The 25679-nt window shown below is 70.5% G+C and carries 27 protein-coding genes and 1 pseudogene; 19 read left to right on the top strand and 9 right to left on the bottom strand.

The window, feature by feature from the left end:
- Positions 1 to 171: 171 nt before the first annotated feature.
- Entirely contained in the window at positions 172 to 1326 is a 1155-nt protein-coding gene (locus IF67_RS0109310) for a N(5)-(carboxyethyl)ornithine synthase (protein ID WP_030983983.1), read from the top strand.
- A gap of 145 nt (positions 1327 to 1471) precedes the next feature.
- Here the strand turns inward: IF67_RS0109310 and IF67_RS0109305 are convergent, their stop codons facing one another.
- Both IF67_RS0109305 and IF67_RS0109300 read right to left on the bottom strand, forming a co-directional pair.
- Positions 1472 to 2287 (bottom strand): class I SAM-dependent methyltransferase, encoded by an 816-nt coding sequence (locus tag IF67_RS0109305; protein ID WP_030983981.1) that lies wholly within the window; start codon positions 2285 to 2287, stop codon positions 1472 to 1474.
- A gap of 154 nt (positions 2288 to 2441) precedes the next feature.
- Positions 2442 to 3926, bottom strand: a complete 1485-nt coding sequence (locus IF67_RS0109300) for a bifunctional phosphatase PAP2/diacylglycerol kinase family protein (RefSeq protein WP_030983979.1) — start codon at positions 3924 to 3926, stop codon at positions 2442 to 2444.
- A gap of 165 nt (positions 3927 to 4091) precedes the next feature.
- Here IF67_RS0109300 and IF67_RS0109290 point away from each other — a divergent pair, with 165 nt between their 5' ends.
- From IF67_RS0109290 to IF67_RS0109270, 5 genes and pseudogenes are all read left to right on the top strand, one after another.
- A complete protein-coding gene (locus IF67_RS0109290; RefSeq protein ID WP_051817820.1) occupies positions 4092 to 4541 on the top strand; it encodes a GNAT family N-acetyltransferase in 450 nt (149 codons plus the stop codon).
- 127 nt (positions 4542 to 4668) lie between these two features.
- Complete coding sequence (locus tag IF67_RS0109285) at positions 4669 to 5883, top strand: aminotransferase class I/II-fold pyridoxal phosphate-dependent enzyme (protein ID WP_030983976.1); 1215 nt, start codon at positions 4669 to 4671, stop codon at positions 5881 to 5883.
- Between the two features lie 83 nt (positions 5884 to 5966).
- Complete coding sequence (locus IF67_RS0109280; RefSeq protein WP_030983975.1) at positions 5967 to 7142, top strand: MBL fold metallo-hydrolase; 1176 nt, start codon at positions 5967 to 5969, stop codon at positions 7140 to 7142.
- Positions 7143 to 7349: 207 nt separating this feature from the next.
- Positions 7350 to 7985: pseudogene (locus IF67_RS0109275) on the top strand (hypothetical protein); the annotation flags it as partial.
- 85 nt (positions 7986 to 8070) lie between these two features.
- Positions 8071 to 9480, top strand: coding sequence for an amino acid permease (locus IF67_RS0109270; protein ID WP_051817818.1), 1410 nt, complete (start codon positions 8071 to 8073; stop codon positions 9478 to 9480).
- Here the strand turns inward: IF67_RS0109270 and IF67_RS0109265 are convergent.
- Both IF67_RS0109265 and IF67_RS0109260 read right to left on the bottom strand, forming a co-directional pair.
- The gene (locus IF67_RS0109265) at positions 9468 to 10517 is read right to left on the bottom strand and encodes a fatty acid desaturase family protein (RefSeq protein ID WP_030983972.1); all 1050 of its coding nucleotides are present in this window, start codon (positions 10515 to 10517) and stop codon (positions 9468 to 9470) included. The two genes, IF67_RS0109270 and IF67_RS0109265, sit on opposite strands and share 13 nt — an antisense overlap.
- Before the next feature lie 219 nt (positions 10518 to 10736).
- On the bottom strand, positions 10737 to 11252 hold the full coding sequence (locus tag IF67_RS0109260) for an SseB family protein (protein ID WP_078889353.1): 516 nt from the start codon (positions 11250 to 11252) through the stop codon (positions 10737 to 10739).
- Positions 11253 to 11670: 418 nt separating this feature from the next.
- On the opposite strand from IF67_RS0109260, the gene IF67_RS0109255 reads away from it, so the two are divergent.
- The 5 genes from IF67_RS0109255 to IF67_RS0109240 all read left to right on the top strand — a co-directional run bounded on the left by IF67_RS0109255 (position 11671) and on the right by IF67_RS0109240 (position 13882).
- Positions 11671 to 12096, top strand: a complete 426-nt coding sequence (locus tag IF67_RS0109255) for an OsmC family peroxiredoxin (protein ID WP_030983969.1) — start codon at positions 11671 to 11673, stop codon at positions 12094 to 12096.
- A gap of 189 nt (positions 12097 to 12285) precedes the next feature.
- Positions 12286 to 12603: a hypothetical protein gene (locus tag IF67_RS0109250; RefSeq protein ID WP_030983968.1), complete on the top strand. Its 318-nt coding sequence runs from the start codon at positions 12286 to 12288 to the stop codon at positions 12601 to 12603.
- Between the two features lie 140 nt (positions 12604 to 12743).
- Complete coding sequence (locus tag IF67_RS46185; protein WP_420708628.1) at positions 12744 to 12986, top strand: hypothetical protein; 243 nt, start codon at positions 12744 to 12746, stop codon at positions 12984 to 12986.
- The gene (locus tag IF67_RS0109245) at positions 12884 to 13333 is read left to right on the top strand and encodes a hypothetical protein (RefSeq protein WP_234341037.1); all 450 of its coding nucleotides are present in this window, start codon (positions 12884 to 12886) and stop codon (positions 13331 to 13333) included. The genes IF67_RS46185 and IF67_RS0109245 overlap by 103 nt, the downstream gene beginning before the upstream one ends.
- 198 nt (positions 13334 to 13531) lie before the next feature.
- Positions 13532 to 13882 carry a hypothetical protein gene (locus IF67_RS0109240; RefSeq protein ID WP_030983966.1) on the top strand — a complete coding sequence of 117 codons (351 nt, stop codon included), beginning with the start codon at positions 13532 to 13534 and terminating at the stop codon, positions 13880 to 13882.
- 134 nt (positions 13883 to 14016) lie between these two features.
- On the opposite strand, the gene IF67_RS38955 is transcribed toward IF67_RS0109240, so the two are convergent.
- On the bottom strand, positions 14017 to 14565 hold the full coding sequence (locus tag IF67_RS38955; RefSeq protein WP_030983965.1) for a flavoprotein: 549 nt from the start codon (positions 14563 to 14565) through the stop codon (positions 14017 to 14019).
- A gap of 119 nt (positions 14566 to 14684) precedes the next feature.
- Here IF67_RS38955 and IF67_RS0109230 point away from each other — a divergent pair, with 119 nt between their 5' ends.
- The 7 genes from IF67_RS0109230 to IF67_RS0109205 all read left to right on the top strand — a co-directional run bounded on the left by IF67_RS0109230 (position 14685) and on the right by IF67_RS0109205 (position 20497).
- Complete coding sequence (locus tag IF67_RS0109230; protein ID WP_030983964.1) at positions 14685 to 15869, top strand: helix-turn-helix domain-containing protein; 1185 nt, start codon at positions 14685 to 14687, stop codon at positions 15867 to 15869.
- Positions 15870 to 15987: 118 nt separating this feature from the next.
- On the top strand, positions 15988 to 16374 hold the full coding sequence (locus IF67_RS0109225; protein ID WP_158713062.1) for a DUF6415 family natural product biosynthesis protein: 387 nt from the start codon (positions 15988 to 15990) through the stop codon (positions 16372 to 16374).
- Positions 16375 to 16384: 10 nt separating this feature from the next.
- A complete protein-coding gene (locus tag IF67_RS0109220) occupies positions 16385 to 16618 on the top strand; it encodes a hypothetical protein (RefSeq protein ID WP_234341036.1) in 234 nt (77 codons plus the stop codon).
- 151 nt (positions 16619 to 16769) lie between these two features.
- A complete protein-coding gene (locus IF67_RS45700) occupies positions 16770 to 16898 on the top strand; it encodes a hypothetical protein (RefSeq protein ID WP_267959184.1) in 129 nt (42 codons plus the stop codon).
- Positions 16899 to 16951: 53 nt separating this feature from the next.
- Positions 16952 to 18070 carry a protein-L-isoaspartate(D-aspartate) O-methyltransferase gene (locus tag IF67_RS0109215; protein ID WP_051817817.1) on the top strand — a complete coding sequence of 373 codons (1119 nt, stop codon included), beginning with the start codon at positions 16952 to 16954 and terminating at the stop codon, positions 18068 to 18070.
- A gap of 661 nt (positions 18071 to 18731) precedes the next feature.
- The gene (locus IF67_RS44735) at positions 18732 to 19082 is read left to right on the top strand and encodes a multicopper oxidase domain-containing protein (RefSeq protein WP_234341035.1); all 351 of its coding nucleotides are present in this window, start codon (positions 18732 to 18734) and stop codon (positions 19080 to 19082) included.
- A 983-nt stretch (positions 19083 to 20065) separates the two neighbouring features.
- Complete coding sequence (locus tag IF67_RS0109205) at positions 20066 to 20497, top strand: nuclear transport factor 2 family protein (protein ID WP_078889364.1); 432 nt, start codon at positions 20066 to 20068, stop codon at positions 20495 to 20497.
- A 66-nt stretch (positions 20498 to 20563) separates the two neighbouring features.
- Here IF67_RS0109205 and IF67_RS0109200 read toward each other — a convergent pair whose 3' ends face one another.
- Complete coding sequence (locus IF67_RS0109200; protein ID WP_030983958.1) at positions 20564 to 21385, bottom strand: helix-turn-helix domain-containing protein; 822 nt, start codon at positions 21383 to 21385, stop codon at positions 20564 to 20566.
- A 220-nt stretch (positions 21386 to 21605) separates the two neighbouring features.
- On the opposite strand from IF67_RS0109200, the gene IF67_RS0109195 reads away from it, so the two are divergent.
- Entirely contained in the window at positions 21606 to 21917 is a 312-nt protein-coding gene (locus IF67_RS0109195) for a 4a-hydroxytetrahydrobiopterin dehydratase (protein WP_030983956.1), read from the top strand.
- Positions 21918 to 22028: 111 nt separating this feature from the next.
- Here the strand turns inward: IF67_RS0109195 and IF67_RS0109190 are convergent, their stop codons facing one another.
- From IF67_RS0109190 to IF67_RS0109180, 3 genes are all read right to left on the bottom strand, one after another.
- Positions 22029 to 22976: a YihY/virulence factor BrkB family protein gene (locus IF67_RS0109190; protein WP_030983955.1), complete on the bottom strand. Its 948-nt coding sequence runs from the start codon at positions 22974 to 22976 to the stop codon at positions 22029 to 22031.
- 90 nt (positions 22977 to 23066) lie between these two features.
- A complete protein-coding gene (locus IF67_RS0109185) occupies positions 23067 to 24446 on the bottom strand; it encodes a cryptochrome/photolyase family protein (protein WP_030983953.1) in 1380 nt (459 codons plus the stop codon).
- A 57-nt stretch (positions 24447 to 24503) separates the two neighbouring features.
- Positions 24504 to 25640, bottom strand: a complete 1137-nt coding sequence (locus tag IF67_RS0109180) for a DUF1266 domain-containing protein (RefSeq protein ID WP_234341034.1) — start codon at positions 25638 to 25640, stop codon at positions 24504 to 24506.
- Positions 25641 to 25679 lie beyond the last annotated feature (39 nt).

Here is a 25679-nt window from a genome sequence, read left to right as displayed (position 1 = left end):
CGCTCTCCGCCCTCCGCCTCCGCCGCGCCGCGTGACCGCACGGTGTCCCGGACGCTGCCCCGGGCCCTCGTACGCCCGCGGGACATGCGGTGCCCGGCCCGGAGGAGCGCTGTCGGCCCGGGGCCCCCGTAGTCCGGGGTGTGCTAAACAGGGAGTAATCAAAGGGGTACTTTGCAGCAGCTCAAGCTCGGAATCATGTCGCAGACCCGTAAAGAGAACGAGCACCGTCTGCCGATCCACCCAGCGCACTTCGGACGTATCGCCCCCGATCTCCGGGCCGGCATTTATCTCCAGACCGGTTACGGAGACCACTTCGGTGTCCCGGACCGTCAACTCGCACCGCTGGTCGCCGGTTTCCGCTCACGCGAGGAGCTGATCGCGGAGTGTGACGTCATCCTGCTGGCCAAACCGCTGCACGAGGATCTGGCCGAACTGCGGGACGGCCAGGTGCTGTGGGGCTGGCCGCACTGCGTGCAGGACGAGAAGGTCACGCAGGCCGCCATCGACCGCAGGCTCACCGTGATCGCCTTCGAGGCGATGAACCACTGGACCCCGGAGGGTTCGTTCAACCTGCACGTCTTCCACAAGAACAACGAGCTGGCCGGCTACTCGTCGGTGCTGCACGCCATGCAGCTGACCGGTGCGACCGGTGACTACGGGCGCCGGCGGCAAGCGGTGGTGATCGGTTTCGGCGCCACCGCCCGTGGAGCGGTCACCGCGCTCAGCGCGCTGGGCGTGCACGACGTGGACGTACTGACCGCCCGCGGCGTCACCGCCGTCAGCTCACCGATCCACTCGGCACGGATCGTGCACTTCGACCACGACGAGGCCGACGACACCCTCGACCCGCGGCGCAGCGTGGTGCTCACCGAGGACGGCCCGGAGCCGCTGGCCGAGTTCCTCGCCCAGCACGACATCATCGTCAACTGCGTGCTCCAGGACACCGCGGCGCCGCTGATGTTCCTGATAGAGGAGGACCTGCCGAAGCTCGCGCCCGGCACCCTGGTCATCGATGTCTCCTGCGACGAGGGCATGGGCTTCGCCTGGGCCCGGCCGACCACCTTCGACGCCCCGATGTTCACCGTCGGCGACCACGTCCACTACTACGGCGTGGACCACAGCCCCTCCTACCTGTGGGACGCGGCCACCTGGGAGAACAGCGAGGCGCTGATCCCGTTCCTGCGGCCGGTCCTCGAAGGGCCGGCCGGCTGGGACGGCGACGGCACGATCCGCCGGGCGATCGAGATCCGCGGCGGCACCGTCCAGAACCCCGCGGTCCTGGCCTTCCAGCAGCGCGCCGAGCAGTACCCGCACGCGGTGCTCTGAGGCGCCGCCGCCCGGTCTTCGGCGTACCCGCACCGGGTGCGCCGAAGACCGGGCGCTCTCCCTGCGAGCAGCCGGCGGACCATCCCTTCAGTGCCCTCGGCCGGCCGGATGTCCTGCGGACGTCGGGCGGCAGGCGCCCGGGATGTCACACACGGCAGAGGATCTCGCCGTGCAGGATGCCGAACCAGCCGTCCTCCTCGGCGCCCCATGCCCGCCAGGCCTGCGCGATCCGGTCCAGCTCCGCCGCCGTGGCATGCCCGCCGTCCACCGCGGTCCGTGCGTAGGAGGAGCTGACCGTGCGGTCCGCCCACAGCTCGCTCCACCAGGAGCGCTCCTGCGGGGTGCGGTAGCACCAGGTGCCGGCGGTGGCGGTGATCGCGTCCGGGGCGAAACCGGCCTGCCGGGCCCAGGCGTGCAGCCGGCGTCCGGCATCCGGCTCACCTCCGTTGGCGCGGGCCACCCGCAGATACAGCCGCAGCCAGTCGGCCATCCCGTCGACCTCCGGGTACCAGGTCATGGCCGAGTAGTCCGAATCGCGGACGGCGACGATCCCGCCGGGTTTGGTGACCCGGCGCATCTCGCGCAGCGCCTGGACGGGGTCGCCCACGTGCTGGAGCACCTGGTGGGCGTGCACCACACAGAAGGTGTCATCGGGGTAGTCCAGGGCGTGGACATCGCCGACCGCGAAGTGGACGTTCGTCAGGCCCCGTTCGGCGGCCGTGGCGCGCGCCTGGTGGAGTACGTCCGGTGCGCGCTCCAGGCCGGTGACCTGCCCCTCCGGTACCAGCGCGGCCAGGTCGGCGGTGATGGTGCCGGGGCCGCAGCCGACATCCAGGATCTGCATGTGCGGCCGCAGGGAATCCAGGAGATAGCCGGCCGAGTTGGCGGCGGTGCGCCAGGTGTGGGAGCGCAGTACGGACTCATGGTGGCCGTGGGTGTAGACGGCGGATTCCTGCGGCATGGTCGACTCCTTCGCATGCTCCGGAGCGGTGACCGGGACGCGCGGCGGCGCCCGGGTCACCACTCGGGCGGCCGCGCGGAACCAGGCCCGGCCGCCCTTCGGCGTGGTGATCACACCGTACGTCGGAATCTCGCATCATGAGAGTGGGGTCTCATTATTCGGGCAGCAGGCGGTAGACCGTCAGCGCCTCCTTGTGCTTGTCCAGCGTCAACTCGGCCGGGGCGGGCGTCACTTCACCGTCGAACGCCAGCGTCGTACCCTCCGGGAGCCCGCTGATGTGCAGCCGGGACAGGCGTGCCTCGCCGAGCACCGGAGAGCTGCGCGGGGTGCCCGTCAGGGCTGCGGCGAGCAGCCGGGTGCGGGCCAGCCTGCCGCCGTGCACCACCCGCACATCGAGCACCCCGTCGGCCAGGTCGTGCCGGCGCACCGGCGCGAACCCCAGTCCGCGGTACTGGCAGTTGCCGACGAACAGCAGCCATACGGCGCGCCGCTCACCATTGATCTTCAAGGTCAGCGGCTCGGAGGTGCGCAGCACCTCCCACGCCGCCAGCACCCCGGCCGGCCAGGCGCCGATCTTCCCCGCCCACCGCTCGCGGATCCGCACCAGCTCCGGATACGCGCCGATCGAGAAGGTGTTGAGGAAGTGCCGCGCCTCCGGATGCGGCTCGGCCCGGAAGCGCGCCACGTCCACCGCCACGGCCTCACCGGTCTCCACGGCGCGTGCCGCCTCCGCGTAGGTCTCGATCCCCAGGTCGTACGCGAAGTGGTTCAGGGTGCCGCCGGGCAGTACCGCGAGCGGCAGCCCGTGCCGCAGCGCGACCTCCGCCGCGGCATTGACGGTGCCGTCGCCGCCGAGCGCCCCCAGGGCACCGCCCAGCGTTCTGGCCCGCTCGGCGGCATCTTCGAGGACCTTGTCCAGCGGCTCGCCGTCCTGCTCGCCGCACACCACCACCTCGGCCTGCGGCAGCACCCCGTGCACCTCCTCGGCCCGGTCCGGGCGGGGGCCGCCCGTGCGCTGCCCCGAGCCCTGGTTCGCCACGACGACCAGGCCCCGGCCGCCCGGCAGCGCGGGCGCGTCGGCGCGCGGTCTGGCGGGCGGCGCCAGCTGGGCGCGGGTCGGCGCGAAACCCCGGACCGCGAACGCCGCGCCGGCCCCCAGCGCGGCACCCGCCACCACATCACCCGGATAGTGCACCCCGGTATAGACGCGGGAGAACGCCACCGAAGCGGCCACCGGTGCCAGCGCCAGACCCCACCACTTGTTCTCGAAGGCCACACCGGTCGCGAAGGCCACCGCCGAGGCGGCGTGCCCGGACGGGAAAGAGGAGGTGGTGGGCTGACGATGCAGTTGCCGTATGACCGGCACCGTGTCCAGCAGCGGCCGCTCGCGCCGCACCGAGCGCTTGCCGAGCGTGTTCACCGTCGCCGACGCCACGGCCAGCGAAGCCACCCCGCGCAGCGCGGCCCGGCGCATCGGCCGGCCGCCCAGCGCCGCCGCGCCGGCCGCGAGACCGAACCACAGCAGCCCGTGGTTGGCGCTACGGGTCAGCCGGGGCAGCACCCGCTGCGCGCCCGGCCATTCGCGCGAGGCAATGAGGTGGAAGGTCCGCCGGTCGAGATGGGTCAGTAGCGATCGCATGCGCCACCTTGTACCCCACACAGCCTGGAACAGGCAGGAAGGCGCCGCGACGGGCCTCGGGGGTGTCTCCGCGGTCTCCGTGGTCCCTCAGGTCCGGCTGCGGTGCCCCGGCCGCCTGCCGGCCCCGGCCCTCCGTGCCCCGGTCGTCCGTGCTTCGCTTCCGAGATGATCAGGAGACGGCGCGACACCGACCTCGACGCCTGTGTGGCGGTCCTGGCGGAGGTACACACCCACAGCGGCTATCCGCACCACTGGCCGGACGATCCGGCGGGCTGGCTGACCCCCGACGGGCTGACCGCCGCCTGGGTCGCCGAGGCGGACGGCTCGGTCGTCGGCCATGTGGCGCTGTGCGGACGCGAGGCCGGCCGGCTGTGCGTCGCACCCACCGCACGCGGCGCGGGCCTCGGCGGACGTCTGCTGCGCGCCGTCGAGGCGGAGGCGGCGGCCCGCGGACTGCGTCCCGTACTGGAGGTGAAGGACACCGACACCGCGGCCATCGCCCTCTACGAGCGGCTGGGCTGGACCCGCCGCGCCACCGAGCGGCAGGAGTGGGGCGCCGGCGAGGTGGTGACGGTGCACCGCTACGAGGCCCCGGCGGCCCGCCCGGCGCATTGAACGCCCGTCCCCCTCCCCGCTGACGTGTCGCCCCCCGTCGCCACCCCCGCCATCTGCCAAGGTGGACGGGGCCGCCCCTCATGTGACGGGCCCACGATCGACCCGCCGTCGCGGAGTGGAGGTACGGATGCAGCGGACCGCCCCGGATCCGCAGTGGGAGCCGGAGCCGGATCCGCCGGTGGGCCTTCCGGTCCTCCCGGAACTCGCCGCGCACCTCTCCGCGGCCGCCGACTGCACCGAAGCCGAGCCGCCCGGTGGCTCCGTACCCCTGCGCATCGCCGCCTGCGGCTACTGGGAACGCCGCGGCCTGGCCACCACCCCCGACCGGGTCCTCGCCGCCCCCGGGGCACCGGCCCTGCTCCTCGCGCTGTACGCCGCGGCCGACGGGGCGGTGGTACTGCCGCGGCCCTGCTCCGAGTGGTACGCACCGCCCGCCCGGCTGCTCGGGCGGCCGGTGCATCTCGTGCCCGTACCGGCGGAATCGGGCGGGGTGCCCGACCCGTTCGCACTGCTGGAGACCGTCCGCCGGGCCCGGATGCACGGTGACGGTCCGCGCGTTCTCGTACTGTCCGTCGCCGACGATCCGACCGGCACCTGCCCCGCGCCCGAACAGCTGCACGAGGTCTGTGAGGCGGCGGCGCAGGAAGGGCTGTGGATCATCAGCGACGAGACGCGCCGCGATCTGCTGCACGATCCGCATGACACCGTGGTGCTCAGCCCCGCCGAGATGCTGCCCGGCGAGGTCGTGGTGCTCACCGACCTGCGGGCCACGCTGGTGCCCGCCTCCTGGCCGGCCGCCCTGGCCCGCTTCCCCGCCACCGACCGGGGAACCTTCCTGCGGACCGCCGCGCTCGACGCGCTCACCGCGGTCTCCACGCCGCTTCCCGGGCCGGTCGGCTGTGCCGTCACCCATGCGCTCGGCGAACCCGACGGGGTGCGCGCCAGGACGGCCACCGCCGCCCGGGTGTACGGCACGCTCGCCGCGGCACTCCACCACACCGTCACCGAGGTCGGCGCCGTCTGCCGCCCACCGCACTCCGGCAGCCATCTCTACGCCGACTTCGAGCCGCTGCGCCGGCCGCTGGCGGCCCGCGGGATCGTGGAATCCCGCGCACTGGAGCGGAAGCTGGCGCCCTGGAGGGCACGCGGCGGACACCGTTTCGGCGACGCGCCGGGCGCCCTGCGGGTACGCCTCGGCGCCGAGGCTCTGCTCGGCGCCGACCGCGAGCTGCGCCGGCGCGTCCTGGCCGCGCCCGATCCGCTGGAACTCCCGCACATCACCGAGGCGTTGACGGCGCTGTCGCGCGCGCTGGCCGGGCTCACGACGTCCGCGGACAGCTGAATCCCCCCGCCGGACCCGCCCCCACCCGCCGCTTCGCCCCGCCCGCACCCGTCCCGGTTGTGTCCACCGTAAGGAGCCCCTCGATGACCGAACAGACCGAGCGCTCCCTCGCCGAGCAGCCCCCCGACACCGGGCGACTGCCGGACGCCGCGCCCGGCGACGGCGCCGCACCGGCCGGAGGAGCGGGCCGCGGCGACGGCCCGGCCACCGCGCAGGCCACCACCGCGCAGGCCACCACCGAGGGCGCGCCGGTCCTTCCGCACACCGCCCCGCCCCCGCTCGCCGAGCCCCGCCCCCTGGGGGAAACCCGCACCTGGCCACGGGACTTCACCCACCGGCTGACGGCTCCGCTGCCCGGGGTCCGCGCCCTGGCCCGGATCGCCCGTGAGGGCAAGCTGCGCCCGGCCCCCGAGAAGCTCCCGGAGATCCAGCAACTCCCCTTCGAACCGGGCCCGATGCCGGCCGCCGGCACCACCACCCTCGCCCTCACCTGGGCCGGACACGCCAGTTGGGTCATCCGCATCGGCGGGCTGACCGTACTGACCGACCCGGTCTGGTCCCGCAAGATCCTCGGCACCCCCGCACGGGTCACCCCCGTAGGGGTCCGCTGGGAGGACCTGCCTCCGGTCGACGCCGTCGTCATCAGCCACAACCACTACGACCACCTCGACGCACCCACCCTCAAACGGCTGCCGCGCCACACCCCGCTGCTGCTCCCCGCCGGGCTGGCGCCCTGGGCCCGCAGGCGCGGCTTCACCCAGGTCACCGACCTCGACTGGTGGGAGGCGGTCGAACTGCCCGCCCCGGGCGGCCCCGTACGCTTCGACTTCGTCCCCGCCCACCACTGGAGCAAGCGGACCCTGACCGACACCTGCCGCTCCCTGTGGGGCGGCTGGCTGCTCACCGCGCCCGACGGGCGGCGGCTCCACTTCGCGGGGGACACCGGCTACGGCCACTGGTTCGAGGAGATCGGCCGCCGCTACCCCGGCATCGACCTGGCGCTGCTGCCCATCGGCGCCTACGACCCGCGCTGGATGCTGCGGCCGGTGCACACCGACCCGGAGGAGGCGGTCAAGGCCTGCCAGGACCTGGGTGCCCGCGCCCTGGCCCCGATGCACTGGTCGACCTTCCTGCTCTCCGGCGAGCCGCCCCTGGAACCACTGCAACGGGTCCGCACCGCCTGGGCCGCCACCGGACGCCCCCGCGAGGACCTCTGGGACCTGCCCGTGGGCGCCTCCCGGGTGCTGGCCGAACGCTGAGCGTGGCGCCGGCCTTCGTCCCTGACCCGCTTCTTCCCGCAAAGGATGCTCCGCACCGGACCCCGGGCCTACCAGCACCCCGTGTTCCCGCAGCTTGTGCTGTGCCCGGGCCAGCCGCTCCGGCGCGGCACGGGCGCGCAGCCGCGCCAGCCAGCGTGAGCCGTTACGGGAGTGACTGCCGCGCCGCCCGAGCCAGTACAGGCGGAGGGCCCGGCCTCCTCCCACCCCCTCGTGCTGGCCTCCGGGAACCTCGGCCTGGTGTCCTTCCCGGACGTGCCCGGCCGGATCACCCGCGAGGAACTGGACCGCAGACACCCCGCGCTGCTCGGCACCCTCGCCAACCACCCCGGCATCGGCTTCGTTCTGGTCCGCTCCGCAGTGCACGGTCCTGTGGTGCTGGGCCCGGCCGGCGCCGAGCACCACCTCGACACCGGCCACCTCCTCGGCACCGACCCCCTGGCGCCCTTCGGCGCCGGCGCGGCCGAAGCCGTACGCCGTACCGACCGCTTTCCCCACACCGCCGACCTCATGGTCAACTCCGCCTACGACCCGACGACCGGCGCGGTACACGCCTTCGAGGAGCAGATCGGCTCGCACGGCGGGCTGGGCGGGGCCCAGAGCCACCCCTTCCTCCTCTGGCCCGTCGAGCTGACCCCGCCGGCCCCGGACGCCGGGCCGCTGACCGGCGCCGAACAGGTGCACCGGGTGCTGCGCCGCTGGCTGGGCGAGGCCGAGGGCCCACAACTGCCGCTCGGCCCCGGCGCGGACGAACTCCGGTGTGAGGTGCCACCGGCCGAAGGTTTTCCCTCACCGGACCCTGCTCCGCAGGACAAACCCCGCTGATTTTGGCGGACGCCGCTGATCGCCGACGATGTGCAGTGCTCGGTAACCCCGGGTGCACAGCGCACGACGAGAGGCCCACCACGCCATGAACGACCGGCACAGCCGCCGCTTCGGACTGGGAACCGCCACCTGCCTGGTGATGGGCAACATCATCGGTGGCGGCATCTTTCTGCTGCCGGCCTCGGTGGCCCCGTTCGGCACCATCAGCCTGGTCGCCTTCGGCGTCCTGACCCTCGGCGCCGTCGCCCTCGCCCTCGTCTTCGGACGGCTCGCCGAGCGCCATCCGGACACCGGAGGCCCCTACGTCTACGCGCGCGAGGCGTTCGGCGACTTCGCCGGGTTCCTCTCCGCCTGGTCGTACTGGACCATGACCTGGGTCAGCAACGCGGCGCTCGCGGTCGCCATCGTCGGCTACGTCCACGTCCTGCTCCCCGGCCGCCCCACCGACGCCACCGACCTCGCGATCGCCCTCGGCGCGCTCTGGCTGCCGGCCCTCGCCAACTTCGCGGGCACCCGTTACGTCGGCCTGGTCCAGACGGTCTCCACCGTCCTCAAGTTCATCCCGCTGCTCTTCATCGCCGTCGTCGGCCTGTTCTTCTTCGACCCGGCCAACCTCGGCTCGTTCCACGAAGGCAGCGGCAGCGCGGTCGGCGGGATGTCCGCGGCCGCCGCGATCCTGCTCTACTCCTATGTCGGTGTGGAGTCCGCCGCGATGAGCGCGGGCGAGGTCCGCGACCCGGAGCGGAACGTCGGCCGGGCCACCGTCCTCGGCACCATCGGCTCCGCCGTGGTCTACCTCCTGGGCACCGTCGCAGTCTTCGGCACCGTGGCCCACGACAAGCTGGTGAAGTCCCAGGCGCCGTTCTCGGACGCGGTGAACGTGATGTTCGGCGGGCACTGGGGCGGCACGGTCGTCGCCCTCGCCGCCGTCGTCTCGATCATCGGCGCGCTCAACGGCTGGACCCTGATGAGTGCCCAGTCCCCGTACGCCGCCGCCAAGGACGGGCTGTTCCCCGCGCCGTTCCTGACCAAGCGACGCGGCGTCCCGACCTTCGGCGTCCTCGCCGCCGTCGTGCTGGCCAGCGCCCTCACGGTGATCAACTACATCACCGGCGCCGGCGGCGTCTTCGAGATCCTGGTACTGATCACCACCTTCTCGGCGACCGTCCCCTACCTCCTCGCCGCCGGCGCCCAGGTCTACTTCCTGCTCACCGGCCGCCGCGACAAGGTCCGCCCCGCCCGCTTCGCCCGCGATCTGACCCTCGCCCTGACCGCCTTCGGCTTCACCTTCTGGCTCGTCGCCGGCGCCGGCTACGCCGCGATCTACCAGGGCGTGCTCTTCCTCTTCGCCGGCATCCTCGTCTACGCCTTCATGGCGGCCCGGCGTACGGCACGGCGGGCGGAGACGGAGCCGGACGCGAAGACGGAGTCGGAGACGGACGCGGAGACAGACGCGGAGCCGGAGGCCACGGCAGGCTCTGCCTACGCCCGCTGACCACGAAGCGGTTCGCCGACCTGCCGCAAGTGCCGCAGCGCCTCCGCGTACGACCTGAGCAGCCCCGTCTCGTGGTACGGGACACCGATCTCGGCGCAGTACTCCCGCACGATCACCTGCGCACGGCGCAGATGCGGTGTCGGCATGCTCGGGAAGAGGTGGTGCTCGATCTGGTAATTGAGCCCGCCGAGCAGGAAGTCGGTCATCACCCCGCCCCGGACATTCCGTGAGGTCAGCACCTGACGCCGCAGAAAGTCCGGCCGTTCCTCGCCCGTCAGCGTCGGCATCCCCTTGTGATTGGGCGCAAAGGTGGACCCAAGGTAGACGCCGAAGACGGCCTGGTGGACGAGGAGAAAGGCCAGCGCCTTACCGGGTGACAGCACCAGGAACAGCGCCGCGAGATACAGGACGATATGCGTCAGCAGCAGTGCCGCCTCGCTTCCCCAGTGCTTCATGGTGGGCGACCGCAGCGCCCGGATACTCGACACCCGGAGGTTGAACCCCTCCAGCGTGAGGAGCGGGAAGAACAGCTGGGCCTGATAGCGGCCGAGGAAACGGGGCAGCCCCGTGGCGGCCCGCGCCTGGTCCTGCGACCACACCAGGATGTCCGGCGCGACATCCGGGTCCAGCTCTTCATGGTTGGGGTTGGCGTGATGCCGGGTGTGCTTGTCCATCCACCAGCCGTACGACATCCCCACACCGAGATTGCCGAACAGCCGCCCCCCGACCCCACTCGGCCGACGCCTGCGGAACACCTGCATATGCGCCACATCATGGGTGACCAGCGCCACCTGCCCGAACACGAACGCCAAGAACACCGCCACGGCCGGCTGCCACCAACTGTCGCCCAGCGCAAAGAAGGCCACCCACCCCCCGGCGAACGCCGCACTCACGGCCGACAGCCGCACCGCGTAATACCCCGGCCGACGCTTCAACAGCCCGGCCGCCACGATGCGCCGCGACAGCCGCGCAAAATCGCTGCCGGAGGGCGCTGCCGGGCCGGTGGGCGGGGGAGGGAACTCAAGGCTCGTCGTCATACCACCGAGTCTTGTGACCCGGCGCCCGCGCCGACAGCCGGTCCGCCCCCGGGCCGGACAGGGGGTTAGCGCCACCTGAGGGGTCCGGCCGGCTCCCTCTCAGCCTTCGGCGGACCTTCCCTACGCGCATGGTCATACGCGGACCGCGCGGTACAGACGGACCGCGCTACAGGCGGACTGCGGTACAGACAGACCGCGGTACAGACGGACTCGTGCGGCTCATCCGCCCGGAGCCCGGCCGTCCCCTCCGGGGATACCTCCGCCGGGTCCCTGCCCAGGTACCTCCCCGGCGGCCGCGCCCGGCCAGCCGGGCGCGCCGCTCTGCCGGCTGAGGACCGGCAGCGCCCGCACCAGGTCGGGGGGAAGGGCGAGCCCCTCCTCGGTGGACGGGTCGACCGCCAGCCACAGGTCGTCCGCCGGCCAGTTCGCCGCCAGCTCGACGACGGGCATACGGAGCGCGGTGGCAGGGTCCCCACCGGCCGCCAGCAGCGCTTCCTCGGTCGTGAACAGGGGGACGTACCGATTGCCGTCCTGTTCGATGACCGGCAGGGCGACAGCGCCCTCGGGACGCTGCTCCTCGCCCTCGGCCGGTGGCGCCTGCGGCAGCAGGCCCACGCTTGTCGCGAGCTCCACCAGGGCGGTCTGGGTGGCCGCCGCTTCCTCCGCGGACTGGCCCCCCTCGGCGGAAGCCGCTTCGTCCGGGGGCGGGTTTTCGTCGGGGGTCGAGGTGCTCATGGCTCGTCCTCTCGTCGGCGTCGCTCACCGGGCACCCGCTCGATACGCGTGGGCACGGGGTTTGCCGTGGCCGCCGCCGGGTGGCGCCCAGCGGCACTGGGCCGGGGCAAGCGTGGCAATACCTCCCACCCTAGGCCGCCCCACGATCTCCGCAACGTTCCCGATCAGCGGACCGGAGAGAAGGGGACGGCCGGACAGGAGGACAGGAGATCAGGGACGGCAGATGGCCGGGGACCGGCGAGTCATGAGGTACGTACGGCGCGTCGAAAACCCGGGCAGAACACACCAGGGCGGACGATCAGGGAATCGTCATACGGACAGGGGAGACGTCGTCCGTTCAGGCCCGTCCGGGCCCGTACAGGAATGCCGTACGGGCCCGTACCGGAAAGACGTCCTCCGCATACAGAAGGGCTTCACCGTGGCCACTACACGTAACGCGCACACCGAGTGGGAAGGCGAACTGCTCAAGGGCATGGGGGAGGTCACCCTCGACTCCTCGGGAGTCGGCCACTTCCCGGTGACCTGGGCATCCCGCGCCGAGGATCCCAACGGGAAGACCAGCCCCGAGGAACTGATCGCCGCCGCCCACTCCAGCTGCTTCTCGATGGCGCTGGCCAACGGGCTCACCCAGGCCGGAAACCCCCCGACCCGGCTCACGACGAAGGCCGCGGTCACCTTCCAGCCGGGCACCGGCATCACCGGAATCCACCTCACCGTGGAGGGCCAGGTGCCGGGCATGGACGAGTCCGCCTTCAAGGCCGCAGCCGAGGACGCCAAGGTCAACTGCCCCGTGAGCCAGGCCCTCGCAGGCACCACCATCTCCCTGGCCGCCGCCCTGTCCTGACCCCACGAGCACGACACACGAGCACGGCACACAACGAGCACGACCCCACGCACACACGACCCCACGCCCCCTCTCCGCTGCGGCATGAGGGGGCATTGGTCTGCGAGGGGGCGAGTTCGGTTCGTTGCCACGCGGCGGCATTGATGTCAACTGGTGAGGTCCGCTTTGATGAGCGGCAGGAGGTGACATGTGGCTATCCCGAAGAAGGGCGCCAGGCCTATCACGGTTGACGGCGTCGCCTACCGATGGTCCGTCCGCCGTAAGCCCACCTACAGCCAGGGGGTCTGCCATGCCCCGCTGAGTGTCGCGGTGGTACACGGTCACGAACCTGGTTCCGTCGCCGTCCTCCGCATGCCGCATGCCCACCCGGACAACTGGATGGGTGCCCCCGCCACCGCGGTCCGCCCTGCCGGAGTGGCCCGCGGCATCCGCTCCGCGCTCCGGCAGGGATGGAAGCCCGGCGAGCCGGGTCCGCCGTTCATCATCGACCTCGCCTCTGCTCCCTGACCAAAAGGCCGCGGCCACGAGGCCCGAGTCCAGGGGGAAGGGCGGCCTGTGAGCCGAGCAACCAGGTGATGGTTGATCAGCGACTCCCAAGCGGTCGAGCGTGAGGAGTACGCACAGTGCGGATCTGCATCAGCGCGGACATGGAAGGCATCACGGGGCTCGTCGACGCCGGCGACGTCCGGCCCGGCGGGCGGGACTACGGGCGGGGGCGTCAGATGATCCAGAGGGCACACCGCGAAAGCGCCGACCACCTGGCCCGGATCCCCGGTCGGGACTGGAAGTGGGGAACCGCAACAGCTCGCCAACGCCTCGTCCACCGGCTCGGCGCCGTCTTTGGACGACCTACACCGCCACGCTCACCAACGCCTCGGCGAAGGAGCTGAAGTCGTTCGAACTCAGCGGCAAGCTGGGCAGTTATCTCTACAACGAGGGCGAGCGCGACCTGAGCCCGTACGGCGATCTGGAGTACTGGGAAACCTCGCAGCGCGCCTGGAAGACGCTGCGCCAGGCCGGCGGAAACGCCGGCGGCGCCATCCCCGGCCCGAAGACGCTCAAGCCCCGCGAGTCCGTCCACGTGCAGCTGCGGTTCAGGGTGAGCAAAGACCTGCCCCTGGACCAGACGTACGACGCGTTCACCGGCCTCACCGGCACCTTCATCGACCGCTACCGCGACACGGACTGCATAGCCCGCGGCGACGCCGACGGCGGTTTCTCCCCCCGCAACGGCTGAAACCTGCGGGGAGGGCTGCCGCCATCGCGGCCCGACTGCGGCAGCCCCCCGGGGCCGTGTCCGAAAATTGATCTTGTGGTGGATCGTGATGAGTTGACAGACGCGGCGCGGGAGCGAAGAGCACCGCTGTACGACTCAGCGCCTCGCTCTTGCTCTGGCTCCGCGAGCACCGAACGTGATCGAGCCTAAGGTGGTCCGATGCCGCTTGTGGAAGTTACCTATGCGCCGGGTGTCGATGAATCGAAGCTCCGGGAACTGGGTTCGGTGCTGCCGCACTTGATATCCAAGGCCGTGGAATGTCCCGAGGAACCGTACGACGGGGACTTGCAGCCGGGCGATGTGGAGATTCGCTTCCGGAGGCTGGGGCCGTTGGACCGGAGCGGTTTGGATGTGGTGATCGAGGTGAGGTCCAAGTGGTTCGAGAGCAGAGCCGCCAACCGCCAAGAACGCGTGGACCGACTTCACCAGGACGTCAGGACGGCAACCGGACTCCGCGACTTCGGCGTCTACTTGTCACTCCCGTCAGCCGCGTGGTCACAGGGAGACTGAAGCAGCTCAACGCAGCTCACCCTCACCACGACCCACCGCGAGATCGATCATCAGACACGACCTGGTGGACGTCGCGCGGGCACGGTGAGCTGAGTTGCTTGAGGTGGACCGGCGGGCGTAGTGCCGATGCCTTGCTAGGCGGCAGTTTCGGCGATGCGCACCGCCGCGGCCAGTGGCAGGTGCCACGGGTAGCCCTCGGGCCGTCCCGTTCCTGGCTCGTTCGGCTCGAAGCCGTCGGGGCCGTAGAGCACTGACACCCCGGCGTTCCGCAGGGTCTCCAGTGACCGTGCGAACTGCGGGTGTTGAACGTAGGCGGCATTCACGCAGGGCATCGCCACCGTCGGGATCCTCTTGCCGATGCCCTCGGCGACCACACCGATGACGAAGTGGTTCGTCAGCCCGAGCGCCCAGTGATTCATTGAGTTGAAGGTGACCGGGGCGAACATGATGACGTCTGCCTTCGGCCAGACGTCCACCTCGGTCGGCTGCTTGTACTCGGAGCGCACGGGGTGACCTGTCAGCTCCTCCAGCAACGGCACTTCGCTCTCGAGCCACCGTGCGGCTGTCGGGGTCAACCCGACGCACACATCGAACCCCGCAGCCTGGGCGCGGCGTACCACGTCGGGAAACTGCTGAACGGGCGGGGCAGCGGAACCGAACAGGTAGAGAACGGGGCGACTCATGGCGCCATCCCACCACAGGACCGCGACCGCCCCTGACCGGGTGGCATCCGCGAGGAGTGGCACCCGGGGCGCATCACGCAGGTACCGTCCCAAGTGGCTGCAAGGAACCGGAGACGAGCATGCCTTCACTGGACGAAAACCACACCGGCGCACGTATCAAGGAACAGCGCAGAATCGCGCGCTTCACTCAACGGGAATTGGCCGGGATTCTCCCGTACTCGTACAGCCTCCTCAACCAAGTCGAATGCGGCGCACGGGCAGCTACCCCCGATTTCGTCGCCGCCGTGGCTGCGGCCTTGAGGATCGATGTCACCGCCCTGACAGGACAGCCCTACGTGACTGAACTCCAGCAGGACCGCCTGTCGGCACTTGTCCGCCCCATCCGCGAGTCTCTTGATCTGTACGATCTCGGTGCCGACCCCGGACTGGAGACCAGGCCTGGTGCACAACTCGTTCGCGACGCCGAAGGCCTGTGCCAAGCCGTGCGTGCCACCCATTTGCGCAAAGCCGCCGTGAAGCTTCCGGGGCTCATTGCTGAAATCACCTCCGCTGCCTGGAGGACGCCGACGACTGAACTGTGGCAGGCCCTCGCCTCTACCTACCGCACCGCGCATGACATCGCCGTCAAGCTCGGATACTTCGACCTCAGCTCAGTTGCCTTGGACCGCATGGCTTGGGCGGCTGACCGTGCCTCCGATGCTTCCCTGGCGGCCGTCCGCCAATACATGCGCGCGCTGGTGTACTTCCGTGAGGGCGAGTACACGATCGGGCAGCGTCTCATCCGGGCCGGCCACGGGCTCCTTCAGGGTGAGGACCCAACGCGCGAAACCATCGCCGTTACTGGTCAACTGCACCTTGGTGCCACGGTTATTGCGGCACGCGCCCGGGATCAGCACGCCGTTGACACGCACGTTGAGCAGGCCCGTGACTGCGCTGCCCGTGTCGGTGATGCTTCCGATGTGCACTGGATGAGCTTCGGGCCCACGAATGTGAAGCTGCACCGCATGTCTGCGGCCGTAGAAATGCGCGAATACGACGACGCGATCGGTCAGGCTCGTGCCATCCGCTTGCCGGCCGGCCTCGCCACGTCGCGCCGCGCACACTTCCTCATCGACCGTGCGCGCTCAGAGATGGAAACGGGGCGTACGGCCGCTGCACTGGCCACCCTCGTGGACGCACGGCGCGCCGCGCCCGAGCAGACGAGGTACCACCCCGGCGCCCGCGAAACCATCAGTGGGCTCGTGCACATGGCACGCAGCACCCCGGAGACCCTTGGGCACATGGCGGCCTGGATCGGCCTATAGGCGACTCCCGTCCCTACCTGGCGGCACTCACACATCTGTGAGCATTGTGAGCGATTCTGTGCTTCACGCTGGTCCCGTACCTGCTCAAAGACGAGACGGATGGGATGGGGGCGCGGTTGTGAGAACCGAGCGCACAAAGATGCAGGCCAGCGGAGTTGCAGCTGCGGCAGGTGAGCCGGAAGCGATCGACGTGCTCACCATCGAAGAGACCATCAAAATGGCGTTGGGCGCGAGCCGGAGACAACTGCAAGTGAGCACGCTCGTCGACCTTGAAGCACAGCTGCGCGGCCACATTGCGTTACTCCAGGAGCCTGCCCGGAAGGCGGCCGACCAGATGTGGCACGGCGGCGTCAAGTGGCATCGGCTCATCACGCGGCTGGACAACATCGAACGGCAGGCGGCGCAGGAACGGAGCCCGTTGCCGTTCGGTGCCCTGATCGAGGTGCAGCTGATGGCCCGCGATTGCCAATGGCTTCTGGACGGTTACCGGGAGAGCTGGCGATGACCATGGAACGGTGCTCCCTCCGCCGGACGGCTACGGCCCCACGGGCTACGTGGTGAGCGCCCGTCGGCCGGAGGTCGGCGATGAAGTCGAGTACGTCCCCGGACGCCGAGCCGTGGTGACAGACATCCGCAGAGGTGACTACTACCTCCGGTCGTTCGGAAGCCGGGAATGGCCGGTGCGGGACCCTGACGAGTTGACGGTGACGCGGACGCGTGCCGAGCGGGCTGCGGCGGGGGAGCTCTGACGGGTGGCGGTCCGACGTACGAACCACACATGAGGGGGAGAGAGTTGAGGGACGCCGGCACCGGCGCCGGCCGCCTCACCACCCCGGACGGACCGGCCGTAAAGGCGGGCCAACCGGGGCAACACTCATCAACAAAGCACCAGGAGGAACCATGCACGTGACTGCCCGGAACGACGGCGGTGACAAGCTGCCCGGCGAGCCGTACCCCGGACCGCACCCGGCGCCGACGCCCGATGGTGGACCTGGCGTCCCCAACCCGCCCAAGGCTGCCGGACAGTGATCAGCGAGCCGGGTAAGGGGCGTCCCGGCCCTGACGGGCTGGGGCGTGCCCTCATGTCTGTGGGTGCGCTCTCTTCCGACTGGGCCCCTGCGTACGCCGCCGTGCCCCGGAGTGTCGTTCTGCCGGATGTGATCTGGCCGTTCGATATGGAGACCGGTCGAAGCGTGTTGGTGTCCAGGGCGGAGGACCCGGACAGGTGGCAGGAGTTCGCGGACGCTGACGTTCCGATCGTCACGCAGTGGGACGACGGCACACACACCGGCCGCGAACCGGGTGAGGTCCCGACCAGCTCCGCGTCCATGCCCTCCGTGGTGTTCCGGATGCTCCAGGACCTGAACCTCCATCGAGGGCATACGGCGTTGGAGATCGGCACCGCCACGCTCTGGAATTCCCTGCTCATGGCTCACCGTGCCGGGCCGGGGCACGTCACCACGATGGAGGTGGACAAGGACCTGGCCGAAGCGGCCCGTGCGACGGCCGGGCGGTTCGGCAACTCCGTGCGGGTGGTGCACGGCGACGGCTTCCAGGGTTACCCGGAGGGGGCGCCGTACGACCGGATCATGGCTACGTGCGGCCTACGGTCCATCCCGTTCGCGTGGGTGGAGCAGTGCCGGCCAGGGGGGATCATCGTGGCCCCGTGGGGGACGCACTACTCCCATGGCGACGCCGTCGCCCGCTTGGTGGTTGCGCCCGACGGCAAGAGCGCGTCCGGCACGTTCACCGGCCCTGTGGAGTTCATGAAACTTCGGGCGCAGCGACTCGTCCCCCTGGCGCACTCCGAGTACGTCACGGGGAGCGTGGCGGAGGGCGACGAGTCATCCACGACGCTCCCCGAAGCGGTGTTTGTCGGGGACCAGTTCAGACCCGAACGGTTCGCCATCGGGCTCCGTGTACCGCAGTGCCGGCACGTCGTAGCGGAGAAGCGCGACGGCGCACGCGCCGTCTGGTTCTACAGCTTGAGCGACCTGTCCTGGGCGTGTGTGCAGTTCCGCGACGGAGACACGGCACGGGTCTGGCAATCCGGTCCCCGGCGTCTCTGGGACAGCGTGGAGAACGCTTTCCACTGGTGGTTCCACCAGGGCACGCCGGACCACACCCGGTTCGGGCTGACGGTCACCGTCACCGGTGAGCGGGCGTGGCTGGATGACCCTGCCGACTCCTGGCCTTGCTGAGCGTGCCGCGTTCCGCAGCAACGTCGGCAGGGGGAAGCCGAGCGCGGGAGATGAGCAGTCGGTGGTCGGGGGCGGGGACGTTCCCGTTCTCGATACGCGAGATCGTTTGCCGGGGCCACTCCGTCAATTCCTTCCGCGTGAGCGAATTCCGATGCCTGCCGAATTTCTGCGGAAATCGGCTCAATGAGTGGCTTTACCGGAGCGGACCGGCATGCTGCACGAACGAGCGTTTCTGGCGGCTGAGGTTCGATGTTCCCCGGGATGTACTGCCGCAGCCCACACTGCCGTTCTGGCTGATCGGCACCGACGGCGGCTTCCGTGCTCCGTTGCAGATGCTGAACTTCCTGATCTCGCCGGCCGAGCGGTACGACCTGATCGTGGACTTCAGTCAGATGCCCATGGGTACGAACATCACGTTGACGAACTACCACGCGCCGGTCCACTACCCGGGTATGCCCGGCATGGGGCCGGGAATCTCGGAAATCATGCAGTTCCGGGTCACCAAACCCTTGTCCGGAGGCGCGGACAGGGCGCCGCCGCCCAAGAAACTCCAGCTGCCCACGGCCGCACCCCTCGTGCCCAAACCACACACCCGTCGGCGGGAATGGGTCACGTACCAGCACAAGCTCTTCGGCACCATGACGTTCAACGCGGTGCCCTCATGGAGCCGTCCCAGGACTTCACCAAGGCGGGCTCGACCGAGATCTGGGAGTACGTCAATCCCCACCACGACGCCCACCCGATGCATGTCCACCTCGTCAACTTCCAGGTGTTGAACAGGCAGCCGATCGACGCGGCCGCCTACCAGGCGGATTACGAAAAGCGGCTTGACGGTGGCCGCAAACCGGAGGACCGACCGGTGTTGGCGAGCTACCTCACCGGCCCGCCGATTCCGCCGGACCCGGACGAAGCACTTTCCGACAAGGACACGTTCAAGTCCTATCCGGAGACGGTGACCAGAATCATCTTAACTCCCGTTCAGTCCGGCCGGGTTCGTGGCGGTGCGGGATGACCAGGCCATCTTTGCGGCACAGTGCTTTGTGTCGCTATCCCGTTGCGTACCCGAATTCCCCGTTGCTTACCGGTCCTTCGGGCACGCAGTCGGGCACGGCAGCCCCTCGTTGCGCACTACCGGCGGGGAGTCTCGATCTCCGACTCCGCCAAGGTCTCAGCAGCTCCTGAGGCCGGCCTTGAACCCGGACTCGTAGCCGTCCACAAAGCCCCGATTGTATGCAGCGAAGCCGCGTGACGAGCCGTAATTTTCGCTCCTGTAGTGGCAGTTGGAGCGGCCATCGGAAAATCCTGTCCTGAACCCATCGCGGTACCCCTCGGCGTAACTGGTTCTTGGCTGAGGGCGACTCGGGATCGTTGTCTGTGTTGAGGTCTGTGCAGCCGTCACGGTGTCAGTCGCAGCGGGTGCGGCCGAAGCCGAGAACAAAAGCGCTGTCGCGGCCACGGCCGGAATCGTGATGGCTGTGAGAATCCTCTTGACGGACATGACTGTTTCCTTCGGTCAGCTGGAACAGGCTGCAATTGAACGTCGCGACGCCGAAGTGAGGGGCGCTTGAGGTCGCTCACAGGAGTTCCATGCGTCGTGCAAGTGGTCACTGGAACGACGAGACTCAAGGGCGTCGTCGTCTCCGATGGGGGCTTCGACTCGCGAGGAGGATTGCAGCCCGCAAATTACACCTTCTCTCTCCTTGATACGCCGCTTGGGTTGCTCTGTCTAATTCTGCGAAAGAAGCGCTGCCCCGGAGTCAACACCGGTGTCGGGCCGGGCTCTGCGGCCACCTCGATGCGCGCGGCGCGCTTCCATTACCTCCCGCGTAATCGACCCCCACCCCACCTCCCGGCAAGGTGAGGCCATCGGTTCACGGGCCGGCGCACTCCGGCCCGTGGGCCGGTTCCGCCACAGCGCCGTTCGGGATGTGCCGGCCAGGAGCCGTATGTGCCGGTCAGGAGCCGTTCGGGATTCACGAGGTGCAGGAGTACGTCATGACACAGCAGGAGCAGCAGGAGCAGTACGAGCAGCAGGTTGCGCGGCAGTCCGTGGAGGCGGGGGAGCGGTACGCGGGGGCCGTTGCGCGGTACTTCGCGGCGTGGAATGCGACGGAGGAGGGGGCGCGGGCCAAGGCCGTTGCGGCGGCCTTCGGTGAGGACGTCACGTATACCGATCCGTTGGCCGATGTCGCGGGGCATGAGGGGCTGGTGGCCGCCATCGCGGGGGCGCAGGCGCAGTTCCCCGGGTTTGTGTTCCGGCCGTTGGGGGGCGTGGACGGGCACCACGACATGGCGCGGTTCGGGTGGGAGCTGGTCAGTGTGGCGGATGGGTCGGCGCCGGTGGCCGGGTTCGATGTGGTGCGGCTGGGGGCGGATGGGCGGATCCGGTCCGTCTCCGGATTTCTGGACCGGGTGCCCGCGGTCTGAGCCCGCGGCCCGTCAACCGCGCCCACGGCGCCAGAGCCGCGCTGTACCACCGGGAGTGGCCGCCCGCTAAAGGCTCACTCCCCGCAGATACGCCACCGTCTCCGGATCGGCCGGCAGCAAGGTCTCCACGGCCAGTTCGGAGACGGTCACATCCATCGGGGTGTTGAACGTGGCGATGGTCGAGATGAAGGACAGCACGGTGTCGTCGTGTTCGAGCATCATGGGCAGGGCGAAGGGGGCGTGTTCGCCGAAGGCGGCCTTCTCGTGGCCGTTCGGGGGCAGGGGGTAGGCGCTCACCTCGTCGTAGAGCGCGCGCAGGGGGGAGGAGCGCATCAGGGCCAACTGGCGTTCCATCTGGGCGAGGAGGTGGCCGCGCCATTCGATGTAGTTGCGGATGCGGGGGGCCAGTCCGCCCGGGTGCATGGTGAGGCGCATGGCGTTAAGCGGGGGCTGGAGGAGGGCGGGGGCGACGCCCTCCAGCAGCATGGTGATGCCGCGGTTCGCGGCCAGTACGTGGTAGGTCCCGTCGACCACCAGGGCGGGGAAGGGTTCGTAGCCGGTCAGGAGGCGTTCCATGCCGGAGCGCAGGGCGGCCATCGACGGGTCGTCGAGCGGGGTCTCCGGGAAGGTCGGGGCGTAGCCCGCCGCGATCAGCAGGGCGTTGCGCTCCCGTACGGGGACGTCGAGGTGTTCGGCGAGGCGGAGCACCATCTCCTGGCTGGGGCGGGAGCGGCCGGTCTCGATGAAGCTGATGTGGCGGGCGGAGGAGTCGGCGCGCAGTGCCAGTTCCAGCTGGCTGATCCGGCGCCGGTCGCGCCATTCGCGCAACAGCGCGCCCACGCCCACGCCCGTGGCCGTCTCCGGCGAGGAAGCCGCAGCAGTTGTCATGGGAGGGACGGTAGCCGAGGGCCGGTGCCGGTGGGGCGTACGGGAGGGGCCGTGCCGTGCGGGCGCGAAAGTGTCGTCGGCGTGCCACGCTGGGAGGGGTGTAACCGTCGCGGCAGTGGGCGGTGGTCACGGATATGGATGTGGATGGGGATGTCCCTGCATGTCCGTGTGTACGGGAACCGGCTCGTCGGCAGCCGGGGTACGGGGAGAGGCGAGCGCCATGAATGCTCAGCTGGAACCGCTCAGCTTCAAGGAGATCGAGGACCGGCTCGCGGAGCTGCCCGGCTGGTCCGTCGAGGGCGGGATGCTGTGCCGCGGCTACGCCTTCCACGGGCATTTCCCGGCCGCCGTCATGGTCATCCATATTGCGCAGATCCAGGAGGAGTTGGGCCATCACGCCGATCTGACGCTGGGGTACAACCGGCTCGCCGTCTCGGTGAACACCCACAGCATCGGTGGCCGGATCACCCATCTCGACTTCGGGCTCGCCCATCGGATCGAGGCGATCGCACCGGTGCACGGCGCGCGTTGATCCTGTGAGGACCTGGGGGGCTGAGGACCTGAGGGACTTGAGGACCTGGGGGCTGTGGCCGCAGTCAGTGGAACGCAGCGGGTTGTGGAATGCGTACGCCCGGCGGCGGCCTCAGCTCCCCGTGCGTGGTCGCACCACCACCCGCCCGGCGCGTGCCAGCTCCACGTTGAACTGGGCGCCGGACAGCAGCGACAGATGGGAGAACCACAGCCAGATCAGGAACACCACCGGCCCCGCGAGCGACCCGTAGAGCCGGTTGAAGGTGCCGACGTACGAGGTGTAGAGCGCGAAGGCGGCGGAGGAGACCAGCCAGAGGAGGACGGCGACCACCCCGCCGGGAGCCGCTCTGCGCACACCGCGGGAACTGGGCGGTCCGGAGCGGAACAGGACCATCGCCAAAACCGTGGCCAGGAGGAGCAGCAGGGGCCACTTCAGCAGGTTCCAGGTCGCCTCGCCCGCCTCGCCGAGCCCGATGGCGCGGCCCAGCGCGGTGGCGATCGGCCCGCTCACCAGCAGCGCCACCGCACTGCTGATCAGCAGCGCCATCAGCAGGAGGGCCGTCATGAGAATGCGCGGTGCCTTGCGCCACGGCGGCCGGTCGTCCTTGGTGCGGTTCATGGCGTGCAGGGCGCGGCGGAACACGGCCAGATAGCTGCACGACGACCACAGCGCACTGACCAGGGCGCCGCCCAGCACCACCCATGCCGCGGTGCGCTGATGCGCCATGCCGACCAGCGCCCGGTGGACGGTCGGGCCCGACTGGGCCGGGGCGATCGAACTGATCTGGTTGATGAGCTGCTCGGTGGCCGCCGGATCGGCGAGACCGATCAGCGACACCGTGACGATCAGCGACGGCAGCAGCGCCAGCACCGAGTAGTACGTCAGGCTCGCGGCCCAGTCCGTCACATCGTCGTGCCACACCGACAGCGGTGTATGACGCAGTGCGGTGCGGCACTGGGCCCACGTCGGCAGCGCGGCCTGCTTCCTCGGCCCCACCGCCCCCAGTGCGCGGTCCAGCTGCGTCCGGTCCAGTCCGCGGCGCATACCGCTCCCGCCCATGTCGTATCCGTCCTCTCCGTATCGATCCGTCCTGCATCATCTCCCGGCACGGGGACCGCCCACGACACGGCGACCGTCCGGAGACCCTGCCTACTCCAGCCCGCGCGCCCGCTTGAAGCGCAGCAGCCCGTCCGCCAGGTTCACCACGGGATCCGGATAGTCGTACGCCGCGCGCTCCGGCCCGGACAGCTTCCACGGCTGGTGGACCGCGCCGCCGGCGAGAGCGGCCAGCTCCGGTACCCAGCGCCGGACGTACTCGCCCTGCGGGTCGAACCGTTTGGCCTGGACGAGCGGATTGAGCACCCGGTTGGGCCGGGTGTCGGTGCCGGTCCCGGCCACCCACTGCCAGTTGAGCTGGTTGTTCGCCATATCGCCGTCCACCAGCAGATCCAGGAAGTGCCGCGCCCCCGCCCGCCAGTCCACATACAGCGTCTTGGTCAGAAAGCTCGCCACCAGCATCCGGGCCCGGTTGTGCAGCCACCCCTCGTGCAGCAGCTGCCGCATCCCGGCGTCGACCACCGGATAGCCGGTGCGGCCTTCCTTCCATGCCGTCACCTCGGCCTCGTCGTACCGCCAGCGGTCGCCCTTGGTGCGGTAGTCGGCGCTCGCCGCGTCCGGCCGGGCCGCCAGCACCTGATGATGGAAGTCCCGCCAGGCCAGCTGCCGTACGAACGCCTCGGCGCCGGGGTCCGGGCGGGCCGACGCCTTCTGCACCAGCTCCACCGGCGAGAGGCAGCCGAAGTGCAGAAAGGGCGACAGCCGTGAGGTGGCGTCGCCCGGCAGATCGTCCTGCCGGTCCTGGTAGTCGGCCATGCCCGAGCGCTGCCAGGCCGTGAACCGGCGGCGGCCCGCCTGTTCGCCGCCCGCCGGCAGTGCGGGCGAGGGGTTCCCGTCCGGACACAGGACCTGTGCCGACGGCACGTCCTCGGACCGCACCCCGGCCGGGACCCGTACGGACCGCGGCGCGGGCAGCACCGACCGCAGCCCCTCGGCCTGCCAGCGCCGGAAGTACGGGGTGAAGACCGCGAAGTGGTCCTTGCCCGGCCCGGAGGGCAGCACCGCGCCGGGCGGCACCGCCGTGATCACCGCGTCATGCACCACCAGCGCACGCCCCGCCGCCGTCAGCTCCGCACCCAGCCTCCGCTCCCTGCGCAGTGCATAGCCGCTCACCCCCGCCGCGAGATGCACTTCGCCGGCTCCGGTCTCCGCCACCACCCGGCAGGTCTCGGTGACCACGTCCCCCGTACGGATGACCAGCCGACCGCCGCGAACGCGCAGCCCCGCATCGAGATCGGCCAGCGCATCGGCCAGGAACGCGGCCCGGTTGGGCACCATGAACCCGGCGTCGGCGACCCCCGTGTCGACGACGAACAGCGGTACCACCTGCGTCGCGGAGCGCAGCGCGGCGTGCAGCACCGGCTGATCGTGCAGCCGGAGGTCGGAGCTGAACAGGCAGATCGCTACGTCCATGCCCTACGTCTACACCGAACCCGCGCCTCGCGAGCCGCCCGCGCGGGGCGCGCACCCTCAGGCGAAGGGCAGACCGCGCCACGGCGAGGAGGGGTCCTGGGTGAGGACACGGTGGATATGTGCGGCCTCCGCGTACTGCGGGCCGAACCAGCCGTTGTCGAACGCCAGCATCCGGCCCAGCGCATAGCCCGCGGCGAACTCCTCCCACGAGCCGTACACCTCCCTGGCCTGTGCACCGGCCCGCGCCACGGCCTGTTCGGCCTGCTGCGGCGCGCACAGCCGGGCGCCCAGGCCCCAGCGGACGAGGTTGACGGCATGGGCGTGGTCCAGTGCGGCGAGGGACACGACCTGGCCGTCCGCCGGCAGCAGCCCGTCCGTGCGGAACCGCTCCTCGTACCTGGTCACGAGCTCGGGGACGGCGGGTGCGTCCGCGGCGTCGGCAGAGCCCGCCGCTTTCTCGGTTTCCTCGTGGCCCGTCGTGCCCGTTGTGCCCGTCGCGTCCTCTGTGTCCTCAGGGGCGTCGGCCTTCCGGCCGCGGGCCCGCGCACGCAGCGCCTTCTCCGTCTCCGCCGGTACGAACTGCCCGCCGAGCAGCTGGTCCAGACGCTGCTGCCAGCCGGCGGGGTCGGTCACCGACCACTGTTCGCGCAGCGTCTGCGCGTCCGCGGCGTGGTCGAGGAAGGCCGTACCGAGTTCGTTCCACGGCACGCTGTGGTGCACCGCGATCGGCGCACCGCATGCCAGCCCCTGGGCGACGGGTCCGTGCAGCGGGCCGCCGAAGTGGGTGACGAGCAGTCCGCCGGGCCGCACTCCGACCTGGGCACGCCGCTGCATCCAGGCGGCGCGGTGTGCGGGGGACGCGGCCAGATACGCGGCGCACGGCGTCCCGGGGTTGACCGCGAGACGCCATTTGTCGTTCGGCCAGTCCTGCGCCAGCTCCTCCAGCGACACCCGGTCGAAGAACTGCTGGGGCTGCCAGGGCGGCAGCATGCCGCGGGTCAGGACGGGGATGCACTTGCCGCCCGCCGTCGGGTCGTCGTAGACGGGCAGCGGGTCCTGCCCCGGTTGCGGTGCCGCCAAATACAGATCTTCACCGGCGATCGCCGCGATCTGACCGTCCCAGTCACCACGCGCCGTCGCTTCGTACAGCCGCCGCTCGGTGTCCGTCGGCGGCATCCATCCCGGAGTAGCCACAGCCAGACCCTACGGTCACGCCCTGTTCCGCCGGAACCT

It is taken from the genome of Streptomyces sp. NRRL S-1813 (assembly GCF_000719605.1).
Lineage (GTDB): Bacteria > Actinomycetota > Actinomycetes > Streptomycetales > Streptomycetaceae > Streptomyces > Streptomyces decoyicus.
This window is presented reverse-complemented; position numbering and strand designations above follow the sequence as displayed.

What these genes read in the sequence shown, in the direction of transcription:
- IF67_RS0109305 (WP_030983981.1), bottom strand. Translation starts at nt 2,287, where the DNA reads ATGCCGCAGGAATCCGCCGTCTACACCCACGGCCACCATGAGTCCGTA.
- IF67_RS0109205 (WP_078889364.1), top strand. Translation starts at nt 20,066, where the DNA reads ATGACACAGCAGGAGCAGCAGGAGCAGTACGAGCAGCAGGTTGCGCGG.
- IF67_RS0109270 (WP_051817818.1), top strand. Translation starts at nt 8,071, where the DNA reads ATGAACGACCGGCACAGCCGCCGCTTCGGACTGGGAACCGCCACCTGC.
- IF67_RS45700 (WP_267959184.1), top strand. Translation starts at nt 16,770, where the DNA reads ATGCACGTGACTGCCCGGAACGACGGCGGTGACAAGCTGCCCGGCGAG.
- IF67_RS0109215 (WP_051817817.1), top strand. Translation starts at nt 16,952, where the DNA reads ATGTCTGTGGGTGCGCTCTCTTCCGACTGGGCCCCTGCGTACGCCGCC.
- IF67_RS38955 (WP_030983965.1), bottom strand. Translation starts at nt 14,565, where the DNA reads ATGAGTCGCCCCGTTCTCTACCTGTTCGGTTCCGCTGCCCCGCCCGTT.
- IF67_RS0109300 (WP_030983979.1), bottom strand. Translation starts at nt 3,926, where the DNA reads ATGCGATCGCTACTGACCCATCTCGACCGGCGGACCTTCCACCTCATT.
- IF67_RS0109285 (WP_030983976.1), top strand. Translation starts at nt 4,669, where the DNA reads ATGCAGCGGACCGCCCCGGATCCGCAGTGGGAGCCGGAGCCGGATCCG.
- IF67_RS0109265 (WP_030983972.1), bottom strand. Translation starts at nt 10,517, where the DNA reads ATGACGACGAGCCTTGAGTTCCCTCCCCCGCCCACCGGCCCGGCAGCG.
- IF67_RS44735 (WP_234341035.1), top strand. Translation starts at nt 18,732, where the DNA reads ATGGAGCCGTCCCAGGACTTCACCAAGGCGGGCTCGACCGAGATCTGG.
- IF67_RS0109190 (WP_030983955.1), bottom strand. Translation starts at nt 22,976, where the DNA reads ATGGGCGGGAGCGGTATGCGCCGCGGACTGGACCGGACGCAGCTGGAC.
- IF67_RS0109230 (WP_030983964.1), top strand. Translation starts at nt 14,685, where the DNA reads ATGCCTTCACTGGACGAAAACCACACCGGCGCACGTATCAAGGAACAG.
- IF67_RS0109240 (WP_030983966.1), top strand. Translation starts at nt 13,532, where the DNA reads ATGCCGCTTGTGGAAGTTACCTATGCGCCGGGTGTCGATGAATCGAAG.
- IF67_RS46185 (WP_420708628.1), top strand. Translation starts at nt 12,744, where the DNA reads ATGGAAGGCATCACGGGGCTCGTCGACGCCGGCGACGTCCGGCCCGGC.
- IF67_RS0109200 (WP_030983958.1), bottom strand. Translation starts at nt 21,385, where the DNA reads ATGACAACTGCTGCGGCTTCCTCGCCGGAGACGGCCACGGGCGTGGGC.
- IF67_RS0109185 (WP_030983953.1), bottom strand. Translation starts at nt 24,446, where the DNA reads ATGGACGTAGCGATCTGCCTGTTCAGCTCCGACCTCCGGCTGCACGAT.
- IF67_RS0109260 (WP_078889353.1), bottom strand. Translation starts at nt 11,252, where the DNA reads ATGAGCACCTCGACCCCCGACGAAAACCCGCCCCCGGACGAAGCGGCT.
- IF67_RS0109290 (WP_051817820.1), top strand. Translation starts at nt 4,092, where the DNA reads ATGATCAGGAGACGGCGCGACACCGACCTCGACGCCTGTGTGGCGGTC.
- IF67_RS0109280 (WP_030983975.1), top strand. Translation starts at nt 5,967, where the DNA reads ATGACCGAACAGACCGAGCGCTCCCTCGCCGAGCAGCCCCCCGACACC.
- IF67_RS0109195 (WP_030983956.1), top strand. Translation starts at nt 21,606, where the DNA reads ATGAATGCTCAGCTGGAACCGCTCAGCTTCAAGGAGATCGAGGACCGG.